The organism is Flavobacterium arcticum, assembly GCF_003344925.1.
In the GTDB taxonomy this organism is placed as follows: domain Bacteria; phylum Bacteroidota; class Bacteroidia; order Flavobacteriales; family Flavobacteriaceae; genus Flavobacterium; species Flavobacterium arcticum.
Map to the genome: position 1 here is coordinate 2,710,565 of NZ_CP031188.1, position 17,393 is coordinate 2,727,957.

The 17,393-nt window shown below is 33.8% G+C and carries 17 protein-coding genes; all 17 read left to right on the top strand.

Annotation, left to right across the window (positions count from 1 at the left end):
* Positions 1–16: 16 nt before the first annotated feature.
* The 17 genes from DVK85_RS12235 to DVK85_RS12315 all read left to right on the top strand — a co-directional run bounded on the left by DVK85_RS12235 (position 17) and on the right by DVK85_RS12315 (position 17,370).
* Entirely contained in the window at positions 17–1,045 is a 1,029-nt protein-coding gene (locus tag DVK85_RS12235; RefSeq protein WP_114678713.1) for a hypothetical protein, read from the top strand.
* 11 nt (positions 1,046–1,056) lie between these two features.
* The gene (locus DVK85_RS12240) at positions 1,057–1,851 is read left to right on the top strand and encodes a TrmH family RNA methyltransferase (protein WP_114678714.1); all 795 of its coding nucleotides are present in this window, start codon (positions 1,057–1,059) and stop codon (positions 1,849–1,851) included.
* Positions 1,852–1,874: 23 nt separating this feature from the next.
* Positions 1,875–2,402, top strand: a complete 528-nt coding sequence (locus DVK85_RS12245) for a hypothetical protein (protein WP_114678715.1) — start codon at positions 1,875–1,877, stop codon at positions 2,400–2,402.
* Positions 2,402–2,947 (top strand): cupin domain-containing protein, encoded by a 546-nt coding sequence (locus DVK85_RS12250; RefSeq protein ID WP_114678716.1) that lies wholly within the window; start codon positions 2,402–2,404, stop codon positions 2,945–2,947. The genes DVK85_RS12245 and DVK85_RS12250 overlap by 1 nt, the downstream gene beginning before the upstream one ends.
* A gap of 85 nt (positions 2,948–3,032) precedes the next feature.
* On the top strand, positions 3,033–3,305 hold the full coding sequence (locus tag DVK85_RS12255) for an ArsR/SmtB family transcription factor (protein WP_114678717.1): 273 nt from the start codon (positions 3,033–3,035) through the stop codon (positions 3,303–3,305).
* A 109-nt stretch (positions 3,306–3,414) separates the two neighbouring features.
* Entirely contained in the window at positions 3,415–4,164 is a 750-nt protein-coding gene (locus DVK85_RS12260) for an SDR family NAD(P)-dependent oxidoreductase (protein WP_114678718.1), read from the top strand.
* A gap of 133 nt (positions 4,165–4,297) precedes the next feature.
* Positions 4,298–6,517, top strand: a complete 2,220-nt coding sequence (locus tag DVK85_RS12265; protein ID WP_114678719.1) for a RelA/SpoT family protein — start codon at positions 4,298–4,300, stop codon at positions 6,515–6,517.
* Between the two features lie 6 nt (positions 6,518–6,523).
* Positions 6,524–6,850 (top strand): hypothetical protein, encoded by a 327-nt coding sequence (locus DVK85_RS12270; protein WP_114678720.1) that lies wholly within the window; start codon positions 6,524–6,526, stop codon positions 6,848–6,850.
* Positions 6,851–6,903: 53 nt separating this feature from the next.
* Entirely contained in the window at positions 6,904–7,359 is a 456-nt protein-coding gene (locus tag DVK85_RS12275; RefSeq protein WP_114678721.1) for a Fur family transcriptional regulator, read from the top strand.
* 103 nt (positions 7,360–7,462) lie between these two features.
* Positions 7,463–8,734: an adenylosuccinate synthase gene (locus DVK85_RS12280; RefSeq protein ID WP_114678722.1), complete on the top strand. Its 1,272-nt coding sequence runs from the start codon at positions 7,463–7,465 to the stop codon at positions 8,732–8,734.
* 135 nt (positions 8,735–8,869) lie between these two features.
* Positions 8,870–10,537 carry an OstA-like protein gene (locus tag DVK85_RS12285; RefSeq protein ID WP_114678723.1) on the top strand — a complete coding sequence of 556 codons (1,668 nt, stop codon included), beginning with the start codon at positions 8,870–8,872 and terminating at the stop codon, positions 10,535–10,537.
* Positions 10,538–10,595: 58 nt separating this feature from the next.
* Positions 10,596–11,783, top strand: coding sequence for an aspartate aminotransferase family protein (locus DVK85_RS12290; RefSeq protein ID WP_114678724.1), 1,188 nt, complete (start codon positions 10,596–10,598; stop codon positions 11,781–11,783).
* A gap of 112 nt (positions 11,784–11,895) precedes the next feature.
* Positions 11,896–13,293, top strand: coding sequence for a tetratricopeptide repeat protein (locus DVK85_RS12295; RefSeq protein WP_114678725.1), 1,398 nt, complete (start codon positions 11,896–11,898; stop codon positions 13,291–13,293).
* 71 nt (positions 13,294–13,364) lie between these two features.
* Positions 13,365–13,841: an energy transducer TonB gene (locus DVK85_RS12300; protein WP_114678726.1), complete on the top strand. Its 477-nt coding sequence runs from the start codon at positions 13,365–13,367 to the stop codon at positions 13,839–13,841.
* Positions 13,842–14,000: 159 nt separating this feature from the next.
* Entirely contained in the window at positions 14,001–14,420 is a 420-nt protein-coding gene (locus DVK85_RS12305; protein ID WP_127960592.1) for an energy transducer TonB, read from the top strand.
* 10 nt (positions 14,421–14,430) lie between these two features.
* Complete coding sequence (locus DVK85_RS12310) at positions 14,431–15,177, top strand: shikimate dehydrogenase family protein (protein WP_114678728.1); 747 nt, start codon at positions 14,431–14,433, stop codon at positions 15,175–15,177.
* A gap of 144 nt (positions 15,178–15,321) precedes the next feature.
* On the top strand, positions 15,322–17,370 hold the full coding sequence (locus tag DVK85_RS12315; protein ID WP_114678729.1) for a DUF349 domain-containing protein: 2,049 nt from the start codon (positions 15,322–15,324) through the stop codon (positions 17,368–17,370).
* Positions 17,371–17,393 lie beyond the last annotated feature (23 nt).

Sequence of the window (17,393 nt, forward strand, 5' to 3'; positions counted from 1 at the left end):
TTAATCATGAATAAGTATGGCGCAACGCAATACGGCATATATAGATAAATTAAATATAGGACTAATGTTTGTAGCATTACTCCCCGCTATTTTACTGCCGTTTGAGCTTTTTCTTTTTGTATATGCCATACTAGGTCCTTTACACTACCTCACAGAGATAAACTGGTTGCATAAAAAGCAATACTTTACCAGTCATAAATATGATTATCTAGGTATCATTGTCTTTATATTGGCAGTAGGCTTACTTGTATTCTTTCACTCAAAATACAAGTTTATTATACCTATTTTAATATTTATCACTTTTGGAGCTTCTTTATCGATGGTACTATTTAAAAGTATAGGCAAAAAGCTTATCACAGTAATTAGCTGTGTTATTTTAGGCGGAGTGCTTTTCTATTTCTTTCGCGAACATTTCAGGATAATCTTTTCTATATTACTCCCCACTATAGTACATGTATTTATATTTACGGGAATGTTTATCTTGGTAGGTGCATTACGCTCTAATAGTAGTGTAGCTTTATTATCACTCATTACATTTATTGCCTGCTCAGTAGTAACCTTTCTAATCCCCCCTACTTTCAGTTTCTCCAGCATCTCAGAATATATTTATGGTAATTATTCAAGCTTCCGAAACATTAATAGAATACTCATGCGGTTCTTTAGCTTTATTCATGTAGATGATATCCGTACTAGCTACACCAATACTTCTTATATAAAAGAGGGTGATTTAACATTGTTTTTTTCTGATAATGGTGTTAGAGTTATGCGATTTATTGCTTTTGCTTACACATATCATTACCTCAATTGGTTTTCTAAGACCTCAATTATACAGTGGCACAATACAAAAAAAAGAAACCTAATTTTTATTATTGCAATCTGGATAATTTCTGTTTTACTGTACCTTTACAACTATAAAACGGGGTTAAAATGGCTTTACATATTAAGTCTTGGTCATGTATTACTCGAATTCCCTTTAAACTTTAGGAGCTTTATAGAAGTAAAGAAACAAGTATCTTTAAAAATATTTAATTACAAACAATCGTAAGAATAACTAATTTGAAACAAATTACCAGTATACAAAATCCTTATATAAAACAACTTGTACAACTACAAGATAAAGCAAAAGCCCGCAAACAATCGGGTACTTTTTTAATAGAAGGGCAACGCGAAATTATGCTTGCCACAAAAGGTGGCTATGAAATAGAAACAGTACTATTTGTACCAGAGTTGCTAAGTGAGGTAGAAGTAAGACAACTAGCAGGACGAACAGCAGAGTATATTGAAATATCGAAAGAAATATATCAAAAACTAGCCTACCGTGATACTACCGAAGGCGTTATTGCTGTTGCAAAATCAAAGGAGCTTAGTCTTGGCACATTACAATTAGGCAAAAACCCGCTTGTTGTAGTAGCCGAAGCTCCCGAAAAACCTGGTAATATAGGCGCATTACTACGTACTGCCGATGCTGCGGGTGTAGATGCCGTTATTATAGCCAACCCAAAAGGCGATTTATACAACCCTAATATAATACGCTCTAGCGTAGGGTGTTTATTTACTAACAATATTGCTACAGGCGCTACAGAAGAAGTTATTGACTACCTTAAAAGCAATGCTATAAATATTTACTGTGCTACATTGCAAAACTCAACATCTTACCATGTTCAGGATTATACTCTACCTACTGCACTAGTAGTAGGTACAGAGGCAACAGGGCTAACACAAGAGTGGCGCGATGCGGCAAAGCAAAACATTATTATACCTATGCATGGCGAAATCGACTCAATGAATGTATCAGTAGCTGCGGCTATACTTATTTTTGAAGCAAAACGACAAAGAGGTTTTAATCTGTAAAAAGTATTAAATAGTACAGCAGTATGCAATCTAAATTATTCTTCTTTTTTCTTATCCTTTTAACACTATCAGCATACTCCCAAAAAAATGAGGGTATTAATTGGGTTGAAGCGAGTATAAACGAAAAAATAAAACTCGCAATAACTATTACTGAATTTGAAAATAGATACAAAAAAGCCGATAGTATAATAGATGTCATTGTAGATACCTGCCCTGACTTAAATACTGTAGCTACTCAATATTATTACTATAAAGGAATATGTTTCGAAAAAAAGAATGAGATGCTCAAGTTCAGAAGCATCGATTTTTCGGTGCGAAAGCGAATGTATTTTGCTATAGATGATGACTGGTTTGACCATAGCACTACCGTTAATAGCTTTGAACGCTCTTTCCCTGAGCAATCACAATACATAGAAGATTATTATGACGAAGAACGCGGTATAGAATTTGAAAGAATAATTATTTTCCCTCGAGATTTAGCCGAACAATATGAATGGGATTTTTATTTTAAAGATAATAAACTGCATTCCATTATTTTTACCTGCGATTAATGACTAAATCAAAAACATATTACAATCCTGTAAATGGTGAATATACTAAGATACTAGAAAGTTCGGCAACAACAGGAGGTAACTATTCATTACTAGAAGTATGCCTAAAACCTGGTGGCGGCAACCCTATGCATTATCATACTCGGTTTACAGAAGAGTTTATAGCAGTACAAGGTACACTAAGCTTAGGGTACAATAAAGAGATATTACATTTACAATCAGGAGAGTCAAAACTAGTACCCATAGGTGCAGTACATCGGTTTTTTAATGCTTCAAGTGAAGATATCATTTTTCGTATCATACTACGAAATGGGCAAGAAGATTTTGAAAATTTTATAAAAGTTCTCTTTGGGCTTGTTCAGGATAGGCGAACCACAAAAGGACAAATCCCTAAAAATATTTTTCATGCTGCTTTATTACTAAAATGGGGCGATACTCATTTAAAAAATCCATTTTTTTATTTACTCACTCCATTTTCCAACGGTATATATCAACTGGCAATAAGGCGAGGTATTGACAAAAAGTTACTCAAACAATATGGCTGATTTATAGTAGTGATATAACCCTCATATAGTCTATAATTAGGTAATACAACAATAAATCAATAAATTTGCATTTTTCAATATAATTATGAAATCTAAAGATATAGAGCGCATTTCTAAAGCATTAAGCGACCCTAATCGCTTAAAAATATTACAAGAAGTAAAACGCAACAACTGGATGCAGTGTGCTGATATTTGCGAGATTATAAATCTTGCACAACCTTCTATTTCCCATCACATAAAACAATTAACGGATGCAGAGCTACTTCTCTCTGAAAAAGAAGGTCGCTGTATAAAATATACTATAAACGAAGAGGTAATTACCGAATATATTGATTTTTTGAAGTCACTGAAAAGTTAAAAATATATTTAAATATATAAATACATTAATTTATTTTATTGTAATATTGTACTGTAATTATATACAATAATTACATTTAAAAATATTTATAAATTTAAATATATCAATAATGAATTTAAAATTAGACGGAAAAGTAGCTGTTGTAACAGGGGCTTCAAAAGGAATTGGTAGCGCAATTGCCAAAAGTCTTGCAGCAGCAGGAGCAGCTGTAGCTGTAAACTATGCTAACAGTAAAGAAGGTGCTAACATAGTTGTCAATCAAATTATTGCCGATGGTGGTAAAGCATTTGCCGTTCAGGGTGATGTATCTAATCAAGAAGATGTAATCCGTATTTTTGAAGAAACTAAAAAAGCATTGGGCGGGGTGGACATATTAGTAAATAATGCAGGTGTTTATAAGTTTTTAGCTCTTGAAGAAATTACATCAGAAGAACTATATACTCAGTTTAACATCAATGTACTTGGATCATTACTTGCTGCCAAAGAAGCTGTAAAACATTTCCCTGAAAGCGGTGGAAACATCATCAATATCAGCTCTGTAGTAAGTACAGCTCCAACTGCAAACTCTAGTATATATTCAGGAACAAAAGGAGCTATAGACACTATTACCAAAGCACTTGCTATAGAACTTGCACCAAAAAACATCCGTGTAAACGCTATTGCCCCAGGGCTAGTACAAACTGAAGGTACAGAAACTGCAGGTATTAAAGGTAGCGAACTTGAAGCAAGTATAATAAGCACTACTCCACTGGCGCGCGCAGGGCAGCCTAATGATATAGCTCGTGTAGCTGTTTTCCTTGCTTCAGAAGATTCTGCATGGGTAACAGGAGAAATAATAACGGCTTCGGGAGGACTATAATTGCAATTTTTTATATCGAAAAAAGCGGATAGGTATATACCTGTCCGCTTTTTTATTTTATCATAATAATAACGGCTAGTGTTATTGTTAATCATAAATCTTTTACATAACTTTAGACTATTGAACCATGAATATGACAACAATAGATCTTGAGCAGGAAAATAAGGCAATAGCCAAAGAATATAAGGAGTTACTCCGCATTAGTTACCAAACACTTAGTGTAGACGACAAAAAGCTAATTCGAAAAGCTTTTGACGTTGCTGTAGATGCGCATAAAGACCAACGCAGGAAATCGGGAGAAGCCTATATCTTCCATCCTATTGCTGTGGCTAAAATTGTAGCTTCAGAAATTGGTCTTGGAGCAACCTCTATAGCTGCCGCCCTACTACATGATGTAGTAGAAGATACAGATATTACTGTTGAAGATATCGAGCAAATGTTTAATCCTAAAATAGCTAAAATTGTAGAAGGGTTAACTAAAATTGCCAAGGTAAAAACAGATAAGGAAATATCGATGCAGGCAGAGAATTTCCGTAAAATGTTGCTTACCCTAAATGATGATGTAAGGGTTATACTCATAAAAATAGCCGACAGGTTGCATAATATGCAAACGATGGAATCTATGGTAGATTATAAGCAAGCCAAGATAGCATCAGAAACATTATATATTTATGCACCTCTAGCACACCGATTGGGGCTTTATAACATAAAAAATCAACTTGAAGATCTGGGGCTTAAATATACTGAACCAGCTGTTTATGACAGTATATTTAGCAAAATGAAAGAGAGTAAAGAAGAGCAAGATGCTTACATTAAATCTATTTCAGACGTGCTTAAAAGTTCTCTTAATAGCGAAGGTATAGAATATGTTATAAAAGGGCGCCCAAAATCTATATACTCCATACGCCGTAAAATGCTTAACCAAGGCGTTAGCTTTGACGAGGTGTACGATAAATTTGCGCTACGTATTATCTATAAAGCTAACCAGCAGGAAGAAAAATTTCTTGCATGGAAGATATACTCTATAGTTACAGATCATTACCGCCCTAGCCCTAGCAGGCTTAGGGATTGGATATCATCGCCAAAATCTACTGGATATGAGGCACTCCACATAACAGTAATGGGACCTAAAGGACGTTGGGTAGAAATACAAGTTCGTAGTGAACGAATGGATGAAATAGCCGAAAAAGGGTATGCTGCACACTATAAATACAAACAGGGCAATAGCGAAGAACACGGGCTCGAAACATGGTTAAACCTTTTAAAGGAAGCCTTAGAAAATACATCGAGTAATGCTGTAGATTTTGTAGAAGACTTTAAGCTAAACCTTTACGCCAAAGAAATTTATGTATTTACGCCAAAGGGCGAAATTAAATCGTTACCTAAAGGAGCAACCTCACTTGATTTTGCTTTTAGCATTCACTCAGAAATAGGAATACACACCCGCGGAACTCGTGTAAACGGTAAACTAGTACCGCTTAATCATGTACTTAACAGTGGCGACCAAGTAGAGGTTATTACATCGTCAAACCAAAAACCGAGCCCCCACTGGCTAGAATATGTTACTACATCGCGAGCGCGAAATAAAATTAAAAATGTACTAAACGAAAGCACTAAAAAAATTGCCGAAGAAGGTAAAGAGCTACTTACTAGAAAACTACGTCACTTAAAAGTTACTCTTAATGAAACGACAGTAAACGAGCTAGTAAGCTATTTTAAACTAAAAACAAGTCTAGATCTTTTTTATCGTGTAGGTGTAGGTACTATAGATAATCAGCAATTAAAAGATTTTGCTGCAATGAAGAGCAACACGTTAATGAACTTCTTTAAGAACAAAATTAAGCGTGCGCCAAATGTACCACAAGAACAAATACATAAAGAAGAAATAAGTCGTAATTATGACCTACTTGTATTTGGTAAAAACGAAGACAAACTAGATTATAAACTCTCGAGCTGCTGTAACCCTATACCAGGTGATACTGTTTTTGGGTTTATTACTATAAATGAAGGTATTAAAGTACATAAAAAAGATTGCCCAAATGCCATCAGGTTACAGTCTAACTATGCTTACCGTATAATAACTGCAAAATGGATAGACTCTTCACAAGAAGAATTTAAAGCTACGCTAAAAATTACAGGTATGGACATTTTAGGACTTACTAATGAGCTTACTAAAGTAGTATCTAACATTATGCATGTAAACATACAAAGCATATCGCTTAATGGTAATGCAGGTGTATTTAACGGGCAACTAACAGTAATAGTACAAAACAACACTATTTTAAAGAAATTGATTGACAATATCAAAAAAATAGATGGAGTAGATAAGGTAACACGAGTTTCGAACAATTAAAAATATATGAATAAAGAGTCTGTCATTTATTTTAAAGACTATGGGTTTGTTTATGTATATAAAAATATTAACCGATTATTTGCATGGAATCGCATTACAAAAATAATTGCTTATAAAGTAGACTTGTTGACTATTGATGATATAAAGCTTGAAATTTGGGATAGTGATGGAGGGATTACAATTAGTGAAGAGCATGGTTCATGGAAAAATTTTACAGAAAAAATATTAAATCAATATCCTGAAATTGATAATGAATGGTACTCTAAAATAGTAACACTTCCTTTTCTGAGAAACGAAACAATACTATACCAAAGAGTTATTAAGCCAAACTAAACTTTAACTTCAAAAAAATTAGATTATCTTTGCACTTTGACACCTATTAATATATGGATAACAATAAAAATCAGGATATTGTAAAAAATGTCTTCACTAAATTTCTAGAAGATAAAGGGCATAGAAAAACGCCCGAGCGTTATGCTATACTTCAAGAGATATACGACAATCATGAACATTTTGATATTGAGTCGTTGTACATAAAAATGAAAAATAAAAACTACCGTGTTAGCCGTGCAACACTATATAACACTATAGAGTTGTTATTAGATTGTGGCTTGGTAAGAAGACATCAATTTGGACAAAACCAATCGCACTACGAGAAATCATATTTTGATAAGCAGCACGATCATATTATAATGACTGATACTGGTGAGGTGATTGAGTTTTGCGACCCAAGAATACAGTCGATAAAAAAAACAATAGAAGAAATTTTTGGTATCGAGATACACAACCACTCTTTGTACCTTTACGGAAATAAAAAACAAGAACCTGCCACAGAAAGTTAAACAACTGTGGCAAATTGCAATAACGCAAACCAACCCTGCAAAGGATTGGTTTTTGTTTTTAGAATGAAACAATAACTACATATAAACAAACAACTATACAGGAATGACAGTAGATTTACTACTCGGACTACAATGGGGAGACGAAGGCAAAGGAAAAATTGTTGACGTACTTACTGCTAAATATGATATTATTGCCCGTTTTCAAGGAGGTCCAAATGCAGGACACACACTTGAATTTGACGGTATAAAACATGTATTACGTACTATACCATCGGGTATTTTTCATGAAAAATCGATAAATATTATTGGTAACGGGGTTGTAATGGATCCTGTGGTTTTCCAAAAAGAATTAGAAGGGCTTGAAAAATTTAATATCGACATTAAGTCAAGATTACTTATTTCAAGAAAAGCACACCTTATATTACCTACACACCGTTTACTTGATGCTGCATCAGAAGCATCTAAAGGTAAAGCCAAAATTGGTTCTACTCTAAAAGGTATAGGTCCTACTTATATGGATAAAACTGGTAGAAACGGTATTCGTGTAGGCGATATTGAACTAGCTGATTTTGAAGAGCGCTACAGAGCACTGGCAGACAAACATCAATCGATGATTGCTTTTTATGATGTAGACTTACAATACAACCTTAAAGAGCTAGAAGAAGAGTTTTTTACCGCTATAAAAGCCTTAAAAGAACTTACTTTTATAGACAGTGAAGAATACCTTAATAGTGCCATGAAGTCAGGTAAAACTATACTTGCCGAAGGTGCACAAGGTTCGTTACTAGATATTGATTTTGGTACATATCCATTTGTAACTTCATCTACCACTACTGCTGCAGGAGCCTGTACAGGTCTTGGTATTGCCCCAAACAGGGTAAAAGAAGTATTTGGTATATTTAAGGCATATACTACTCGTGTGGGTAGTGGCCCCTTCCCTACTGAGCTTTTTAATGAAGTTGGTGCTACTATGGCTAAAGTGGGTAATGAGTTTGGAGCTGTTACAGGGCGTGCAAGACGTTGCGGATGGCTAGATCTTGTTGCCTTAAAATATGCTGTGCAAGTTAACGGTGTTACCCAACTGTATATGATGAAAGGTGATGTACTTAGTGGTTTTGATACACTAAAAGTATGTACTGCTTATGAATATAAAGGTGAAAAAATAGACCATTTACCTTATAACATAGAGCCCGAGAATGTAACTCCGGTATATGTAGAGAAAAAAGGCTGGGCTGCTGACCTGACAGGAATGAGTACTTATGATGAACTTCCTGCTGAGTTTAAAGAATATATCGCATTTATTGAAAAAGAACTAGAAGTACCAATAAAAGTAATATCTGTTGGTCCTGATAGGAAACAAACAATAGTCAAGTAATCAAAAAAAACGCTTTGGAGTCTCAAAGCGTTTTTTTTATGTAATTTTTTGAGCGTCATTTCGTTTATTATTAGCTATAAGCAATACAACCCATTGTAATGTATTTTATGTAAATTTGCAGCAAATTTTTATACTTTGAAGAAACTTCTTATATATATAGGAATACTGTTTATAGCATTTGGTTCAATAAATGCAAACGCACAAAAAAAAATACGCCTCATAGATACTGAGCATCTTGATGGTAATGAAAATGAGATACCAGGTGCTGTCGTTTTTACAGGTGATGTACAGTTTGAGCACAACGGTGCTACTATATGGTGCAACAAAGCCTATCTTTTCGAACAAGAAAATTATGCTAAGCTTTTTGGAGATGTTCGCATCATTCAAGGCGACACCATACACATGAATAGTGAATATGCCGAGTATAACGGTAATAAAAACTTTGCATTTGCCAGTGGCGACGTAGTAATGAAATCGCCCGATATGCGTCTTACTACCGACACTCTGTATTTTGATAGAGCATCACAGCAAGCTTATTACAATTCTTATGGAACTATTGTAAATGAAGACAATACGTTAAAAAGTAAATCAGGCAGGTATTACATCAACCAAAAAAAATATCAATTTCTAACAGCAGTAACGCTTACTAATCCTAAATATATATTAAAATCTAATCACTTAGATTATTATACAAATTCAGGACACGCTTATGTTTTTGGACCTACTACCATTACCAGTAAGGAAAATTATATTTATACCGAAAAAGGTGTTTATGACACCAAAAAAAACTTTGCACACCTGCTCACCAACTCCTACATTAAGTATGACACTCAACTAATAGAGGGCGATAGTATATATTATGACAGGAATAGAGAATTTTCATCGGCTACTAATAATGTAAAGGTTACCGATACTGTAAACAAGTATAACGTAAGAGGGCATTATGCCGAAGTATACAAACAAAAAGATTCTTTATTTATAACCAAGCATGCTGTAGCAGTTACGTTAGTAGAAGCCGACTCACTTTATACTCATGCCAAAAGAATAGTAATAACAGGTAAGGAAGGGCAACGCGTGGTGAGAGGCTATAACAATGCTCGATTTTATAAAACAGATATGAGCGGTAAATGCGACTCTATACATTCTGATGAAGAAAGAGGGCTAACGCAATTAATAGGTCGCCCTGTAGTATGGAATGGCGACAGCCAAATGACTGGCGATGTTATACACCTTATATCTAATAGTAAAACAGAACAAATAGACTCCCTTAAAGTATTGAATAATGCTTTTATTATCCAGAAAGATACCTTAGGAACAGGATACAATCAGGTAAAAGGGCAAAACTTGTACGGAAAGTTTAAGGATAATAAACTGTATGAGGTTGACTTGATAAAAAATACCGAAAAGATATTCTATATGTATGATAAAGAAGACCTAATAGGTATTGATAAAGGTGTGAGTAGTAAAATACACATGAAACTTAATGATAATCAAATAAAATCGATACGTTCTATTAAAAATCCCGAAAGTCAATCGTACCCTGATGCTGAATTTCCTGAAAATGTAAGAAAGCTAAGAGGGTTTATATGGCGAGGTGATGAACAAATAAAAAGTAAAGAAGACATATTTCCGCCAGAAGAAAAAGAACTTCATGAACAGATAGTAAACAAAACTACAAAAGAGAAGAAGGTAGAAGACAAGCCAATGGAAATAATGCAGGAAACGCTTGATTATGACAAGAACAATCCTAAAAAACCACAGCTAAAACCTACTATAAAGAAACAAAAAACTACTACTGAATAGTAATTATACTATTAGCTTCTGTAGTTTTTGACTCCTATAAATGTGATATAGCATACTAATGATTAACGATTTTTATAAATACCAAGCACAAACTTCGCCCCATCCATTGGGTATGGAAGTTTCGCATGCCGAAGGTTCGTATATATATGATACTAATAACAAGGCTTACTTAGACTTTGTTGCTGGAGTTTCAGCAACAAGCTTGGGACATAAACACCCACGTGTAAACCAAGCCATAAAAGACCAGCTCGATAAATATTCGCACGTAATGGTATATGGCGAATATGCGCAACATCCTGCCACAGCATTTTGCAGATTATTAGCAGAACATTTACCCCCGCAACTTAGTAAAACATACCTTACTAACTCGGGCACAGAAGCTGTTGAAGGAGCATTAAAACTAGCTCGTAGGGTAACGGGGCGCAGCCAGCTTATATCCTGCAATAATGCCTATCATGGTAACACAATGGGTAGTATGAGCGTTATGGGGTTTGAAGAGCGTAAGCAAATATTTAGACCATTAATATCTGATGTCGATTTTATTACCTTCAACAACGAAGAAGACCTACAAAAAATAACAGAGAAAACAGCTGGTATTATACTCGAAACCATACAAGGTGGTGCGGGCTTTATAGAGTCGAAAAATGATTTCCTTACAAAAGTAAGACAACGCTGTAACGAAACAGGTACAGTAATGATACTCGACGAAATACAACCAGGCTTTGGACGCACAGGTAAACTATTTGGTTTTGAAAACTATAATGTAGTGCCTGATGTAATTGTAATGGGAAAAGGTATGGGCGGCGGAATGCCTGTAGGTGCATTTACAGCATCGGCAGAAATGATGGATTTATTGAGCCACGATCCTAAACTAGGGCATATTACTACTTTTGGCGGACACCCTGTTATTGCAGCAGCATGTCTAGCTACATTACAAGAAATTACCGAAACTGCCATTATGGCGCAGGTATTAGAAAAAGAAAAACTATTTCGAGAACTATTAGTGCATCCATTAATTAAAGAGGTTCGCGGTAAAGGACTAATGCTTGCTGCCATGACTAACAGCCCTGCCATTACTGATAGCGTGATACTTCGTTGCCAGGAAAAAGGATTAATTTTATTTTGGTTGCTTTTTGAAGGCTGCGCCATAAGGATTACACCACCACTAACCATATCCGAAGAAGAAATCAACATAGGATGTGGCATTATTATTGAAGTCATGAATGAAATTCTTAGCGAGCAATAAAATAATTAACACTAATAATTGTTAATTAAATTGTTCAAAAGAATACAGAATAAATTCTTTTATAACGAAACATTAAGTAACTTTAAAAAGGATAATTTTAAACAAAAGGAGTATGCATTTGAGCCACGAAGAAGAAGATCACAGTTTATCCTTAAAAAAGTTCGAATCGATGTTGAAAACCAACAAAGTTTTGTTCTTTGATTCCGAAGAGTTTGAAGATATCATACTTCATTACCTCGACATCGGAAAAATTAATTTAGCTAAAAAGGCCTTAAAACTTGGCTTGGAACAGCACCCAAAGTCAACAGGTTTAAAATTAGTAGAAGTAGAGCTTTTAGTTTTTGATGATAAGCTCGAAATAGCAGAGCGACTTTTAAATGAACTCTATGCTATAGAACCCACCAACGAAGAAATTTATATTCAAAAAGCAAACATACATTCTAAGCGCGATCAACATGATAAAGCGGTAGAACTTTTAAACATAGCGTTAAAATATACTGACGACTATGCCGATGTACATTCTTTAATAGGAATGGAATACCTGTTTATGGATAACCTTGAAATGGCAAAAGATAGTTTTATTAAATGTCTAGACGAGGATACCGATGACCATTCTGCATTATATAACGTGGTATATTGTTTTGATTTTTTAGACCAAAATAAAGAGGCGGCAAACTTTCTTAATGGTTTTATAGACAAAAACCCATATAGTGAAGTAGCATGGCATCAACTTGGTAGGCAATATTATACATTAAAAGAGTATGAGCAAGCGTTGCGTGCTTTTGATTATGCCACATTAATAGATGATAGTTTTCTTGGGGCTTTTTTAGAAAAGGCAAAAACGCTCGAAAAACTTAAAAAATATCAAGAAGCTATAGAATGCTATGGCATGACAATGGAGCTAGATGACCCTACATCTTTTGCTTTACTACGTGTTGGTAAATGCTATGAGCGTTTAGATAATCACAAAAAAGCAATAGAGTTTTATGAGAAAACTGTTCATGAAGATCCATTGCTAGACAAAGCTTGGATAGCCATAACTGATTTTTATATACGTCGCAAAAACTTCCAGAAAGCATTATACTATGTAAATAAGGCTATTGGTATAGACAATGAAAATAAGTTATACTGGAAACGCTATGCCGTTATTAATAAAGAACTAGATTATCATGAAGAAGCAGAGGCTGGTTACCGTAAAGCTGTAGAATTTGGCGATTATGAGCTAGACACTTGGTTATTTTGGGTAGATACATTACGCCTTTTAGGCGAAAGAGACTCGGCTATTATAACACTGCTACAAGCAACAGAATATTTTCCTGAAGAATATCAAATAGAGTATCGTCTTGCAGGTTTATACTTTATGGGCAATGAAAACGAAAAAGGGGTTTTTCACCTGAGTAATGGTTTACGCCTTAATTATAAAAATCATGTAATGATAGAAGAGTTTTTTCCATCAGTATGGGATTTAAAAATAGTGAAAGATATTTTAGCAGAATACAGCGCAAAATAAAAATTTTAACAATTAGCTAACCCAGTAAATAATAGAAATACTATTTTTATTGGGTTTTTTATTTTTATTTCATGAAATTATTACAAATTACATTCTTTATATTTTTTTCCATAAACACTATGGCACAAAGTGATTTAGAAAAACACTTTGCTGTGCCACAACCATATACTAATACAGATAAAGAAGTTACCAAAAAAGTTAAGAAAAAAAGAGTTTACATATATGATGATGTAGATATAAAGCCATATTATAATGATGGCATGGAGGCTTTTTACAAACTTTTAACAGAAAAAATATTACTTCCTAAAGGAACAAGAAGCAAAGCAAGCTCTTTAGAAATGTTCATATCATTCATACTAGACAAAAAAGGAAGAATTGGTAGTGTAAGTTGTTTATTTATTCAGTATTCATCTAATGAAGAAAATGAACTAAAAACAGCGATTATAACGAAAATGAAAAAAATGCCAAACTGGATACCTGGAAAAGTTAATGGTCAGCCTGTAAGAGTAAAAGTAACAATTCCTTATTCACTTCCTATAAACAACTAAAAATTTTCGGGCAGATCATGTTTTAATAAAGGGTAGGCTAATATAAAATTTCAACAATTATCTAATTTAGTAAACAATAGAAATACTATTTTTACTGTTTTTTTTTATTTCATGAGATTATTGCAAATTACATTATTCATATTTTTTTCCATAAACACCATGGCACAAGGTAGTCTCGAAGATCGATTTGCAGTGCCACAGCCAGTAAATAATGAGAATAAGACTAATATAAATACTGTATACCCTTATAAAGATGTAGATATATACCCTTATTATAACGATGGTATAGAAGAGTTTTATACCATTTTCAATAAAAAACTCTGGGTACCATCGGGAGTGCGAAAAAAAGCAAACCTAATAAGTATATATATTCATTTTATAGTAGAAAAAGATGGTAGGCTAAGTAATATTGACTCTAATGTGAGTGGAATTAACGCTAGAGTAAGTGAAGGACTTAAAGAAGAAATCATAAAGGCTATGAAAAAAATGCCCAATTGGGTACCGGGCAAAGTAAACGGTGATTTAGTTAGAGTAAAAGTAGTTATCCCCTACTATTTAACCATACGTAAACGTGATTAATAATAGACCTATGAAACAGAAAAAAAAGATTTTCGGACTGGTAGGTCGTAATATTGATTATTCATTTTCGGCAGGATATTTCAATAAAAAATTCACCAAAAAGAAATTAGACAATTACATTTATAAAAATTTTGACATTGACGATATTAGTCAATTTAAAAGTGTGGTCTCAGATACTAAAAACCTCAAAGGACTTAATGTTACTATACCCTACAAAGAGGCTATACTACCACTACTAGACAATGTTTCTAAAAATGCAAAAATTATAGGAGCAGTAAACACTATTGCAGTAGGTAAAAAGAAACTGAAAGGTTATAATACAGACCATTATGGCTTTCGTAAAGTATTAAAACCAATGCTAGAAGCCTACCATCAAAAAGCATTAATATTAGGTACAGGCGGAGCATCTAAAGCAGTGGCTTTTGCACTAAGAAAATTAAAAATAGAATATGATTTTGTATCTAGAACCAGTACTGATGTAGTTTTTGGTTATGACGATATCGATTATAATGTTTTTAATGAATATCAAATTATTATAAATACTACCCCATTAGGTACATTTCCTAACATAACAGAATGCCCTGATATTGACTATACCCTTTTTACTGAAAAACATATTGCTTTTGACTTGGTTTATAACCCAGAGGAAACTACATTTTTAAGAAAAGCAAAAGACAATGGTGCAAAAATAAAAAATGGAGAGCAAATGCTTGTTTATCAAGCAGAAAAGGCTTGGGAAATATGGAATAAAAAATAGTCTGAAATTACTCTATTAACAAATTCATGCTTTTTACATTAAAAAAATATCAAATTCTATGGAAATCAATCTTTTCCTTTGAATTTTAAGTTGCCTTTACTATCTTTCGGCATTAAAGCAGTATAAACCTTAAGCATTTACAAAATGTTAGAAGAAAAGAATGATAACCTGCAAAACGCAGATGGAGAATTGATTACAGGAGCTGGTGATACTTTTGAAAACGGGTATTCGCCTAGTAATAAAGCTGTCGATAATAATGATGTACCTGAGGATATCGAAGATATAAAAAAGATACACCAAACTGAGGGACAATTGCCTTTTGCCCCCGAGGAAGTATTGAACACAGGAACAAATGAAACAAAGCAAGAAGCACCTAAAGAACGTACTGCTGTAGATGCTATTGAGGAAAGTAATGCTGAAGAAGGCGAAGATGATTCGGCATCAGGTAAAGAAGAACTTCCTGAACTGAATTATGAGGCGCTATCAATGGAAGAGCTTACTGCTGAACTTGAAAAGCTTGTAGTTTTTGAAAAAGTAATGCTAGTTAAGGATCATGTAGAAGATATTAAAAAAGAATTTTACGCGAAGTATACTCATGACCTAGAAGAGAAAAAAGAAGAATATAGCCATAATAATGATGGCGATATTTCGGGGTTTGATTATAACTTTCCGCTAAAAAGTAAATTTGATGAAATTTACTATCAATATAAAGACAGAAAAAACAGTCACTTTAAAAAAATACAAAACGACCTTAAAGGCAACTTAGAAAATAGGCTTGCAATTATTGAGGAGCTAAAAAACCTTGTAGATAGTGATGAGAGCATGAAAGAAGCTCTTAAACATGTAGGCGAACTACGTGATAAGTGGAAAAATGCTGGCCCTATACCTAGGGATAAATACAACCATGTTTGGAACAACTTCCATTTCCATATGGAGCGTTTTTATGACCACTTGAATTTAGATAGAGAAACTAGAGACATGGATTTTAGACATAATTTGGAGCAAAAGCAAAAGATTATTGTGCGTGTTGAAGAGTTACTAGAAGAAAAAGATATTATGAAAGCTTTCCGCGAATTGCAATCGCTACATAAAATGTGGAAAGAAGAAATAGGACCTGTATCTCGTGAACACCGTGAAGAAATATGGAATCGTTTTAGCGATTTAACCAAACAACTTCATGATAAGCGCGAAGCATTTAACGCTACAATAAGAGAGCGTGAGGAAGAAAACTTAAAGAAGAAAAAAGATATTATAGCTCAAATAGATGCTATTGCCCAAGAGCCTGTAAAAAACCATAGTGGTTGGCAAGGACAAATTCAAAAAATTGAAGCGCTTCGCAATGCATTTTTTAGTGCAGGAAAAGTACCTATCGAAGTAAATGAAGATACTTGGGCGGCTTTTAAAGCAGCAGTAAGAAATTTTAACAGTGTTAAAAACTCTTTTTATAAAGAGATAAAAAAAGACCAACAAGAGAATCTAAATAAAAAACAGGCTCTTGTAGAAAAAGCCCAATCTCTTAAAGATAGTGACGACTATGCTGCCACTACTCAAGTAATGAAACAAATACAAGAGGAGTGGAAAAAAATTGGTCATGTTCCAAGAAAATATTCTGATTCATTATGGAAAGAGTTTAAAGCAGCTTGTAACCATTATTTTGATAAGTTACACGCACATCGTAACGAAGCAAATAAAGATGAGCTAGAAGCTTTTGAAAAGAAGAAAGAGTATCTTGAATCTCTAAAAGATTTTGAGCTTGTAGGAGACCATAAAACCGATCTTGATGCTATTAAGCAACATATAGATAACTGGAAAGCCATAGGGCGTGTACCACAAGCAAGAAGACATATAGAAGGTAAGTTTAATAAAATACTAGATGCACTTTTCGATAAACTTAGTCTTTCTAAAAAAGAGACTGAGATGGTTAAATTTAGTAATCGTCTAGAACACCTTGCTGAAAATGAAGACTCTCGCAAACTAGAAAATGAACAAATTTTCATTATGCGTAAAATTGACGAGGTAAAAAGTGAGATATTACAATTAGAAAATAATATCCAGTTTATATCTAATGCTAAAGCAGATAATCCCTTTATAAAAGAAGTCAATAAAAATATTGAACGTCATAAAGAAGATCTTAAAACTTGGAAAGAAAAATTGACCCAAATAAGGAATTTTAATCAAGGAAATGTAGAATAATAAAAAAAGCGACTTTAAAAGTC

Excerpts from the sequence above, each read along its gene's own strand:
- DVK85_RS12235 (WP_114678713.1), top strand. The coding sequence starts at position 17 with ATGGCGCAACGCAATACGGCATATATAGATAAATTAAATATAGGACTA.
- DVK85_RS12245 (WP_114678715.1), top strand. The coding sequence starts at position 1,875 with ATGCAATCTAAATTATTCTTCTTTTTTCTTATCCTTTTAACACTATCA.
- DVK85_RS12250 (WP_114678716.1), top strand. The coding sequence starts at position 2,402 with ATGACTAAATCAAAAACATATTACAATCCTGTAAATGGTGAATATACT.
- DVK85_RS12255 (WP_114678717.1), top strand. The coding sequence starts at position 3,033 with ATGAAATCTAAAGATATAGAGCGCATTTCTAAAGCATTAAGCGACCCT.
- DVK85_RS12260 (WP_114678718.1), top strand. The coding sequence starts at position 3,415 with ATGAATTTAAAATTAGACGGAAAAGTAGCTGTTGTAACAGGGGCTTCA.
- DVK85_RS12265 (WP_114678719.1), top strand. The coding sequence starts at position 4,298 with ATGACAACAATAGATCTTGAGCAGGAAAATAAGGCAATAGCCAAAGAA.
- DVK85_RS12270 (WP_114678720.1), top strand. The coding sequence starts at position 6,524 with ATGAATAAAGAGTCTGTCATTTATTTTAAAGACTATGGGTTTGTTTAT.
- DVK85_RS12275 (WP_114678721.1), top strand. The coding sequence starts at position 6,904 with ATGGATAACAATAAAAATCAGGATATTGTAAAAAATGTCTTCACTAAA.
- DVK85_RS12280 (WP_114678722.1), top strand. The coding sequence starts at position 7,463 with ATGACAGTAGATTTACTACTCGGACTACAATGGGGAGACGAAGGCAAA.
- DVK85_RS12290 (WP_114678724.1), top strand. The coding sequence starts at position 10,596 with ATGATTAACGATTTTTATAAATACCAAGCACAAACTTCGCCCCATCCA.
- DVK85_RS12295 (WP_114678725.1), top strand. The coding sequence starts at position 11,896 with ATGCATTTGAGCCACGAAGAAGAAGATCACAGTTTATCCTTAAAAAAG.
- DVK85_RS12300 (WP_114678726.1), top strand. The coding sequence starts at position 13,365 with ATGAAATTATTACAAATTACATTCTTTATATTTTTTTCCATAAACACT.
- DVK85_RS12305 (WP_127960592.1), top strand. The coding sequence starts at position 14,001 with ATGGCACAAGGTAGTCTCGAAGATCGATTTGCAGTGCCACAGCCAGTA.
- DVK85_RS12310 (WP_114678728.1), top strand. The coding sequence starts at position 14,431 with ATGAAACAGAAAAAAAAGATTTTCGGACTGGTAGGTCGTAATATTGAT.
- DVK85_RS12315 (WP_114678729.1), top strand. The coding sequence starts at position 15,322 with ATGTTAGAAGAAAAGAATGATAACCTGCAAAACGCAGATGGAGAATTG.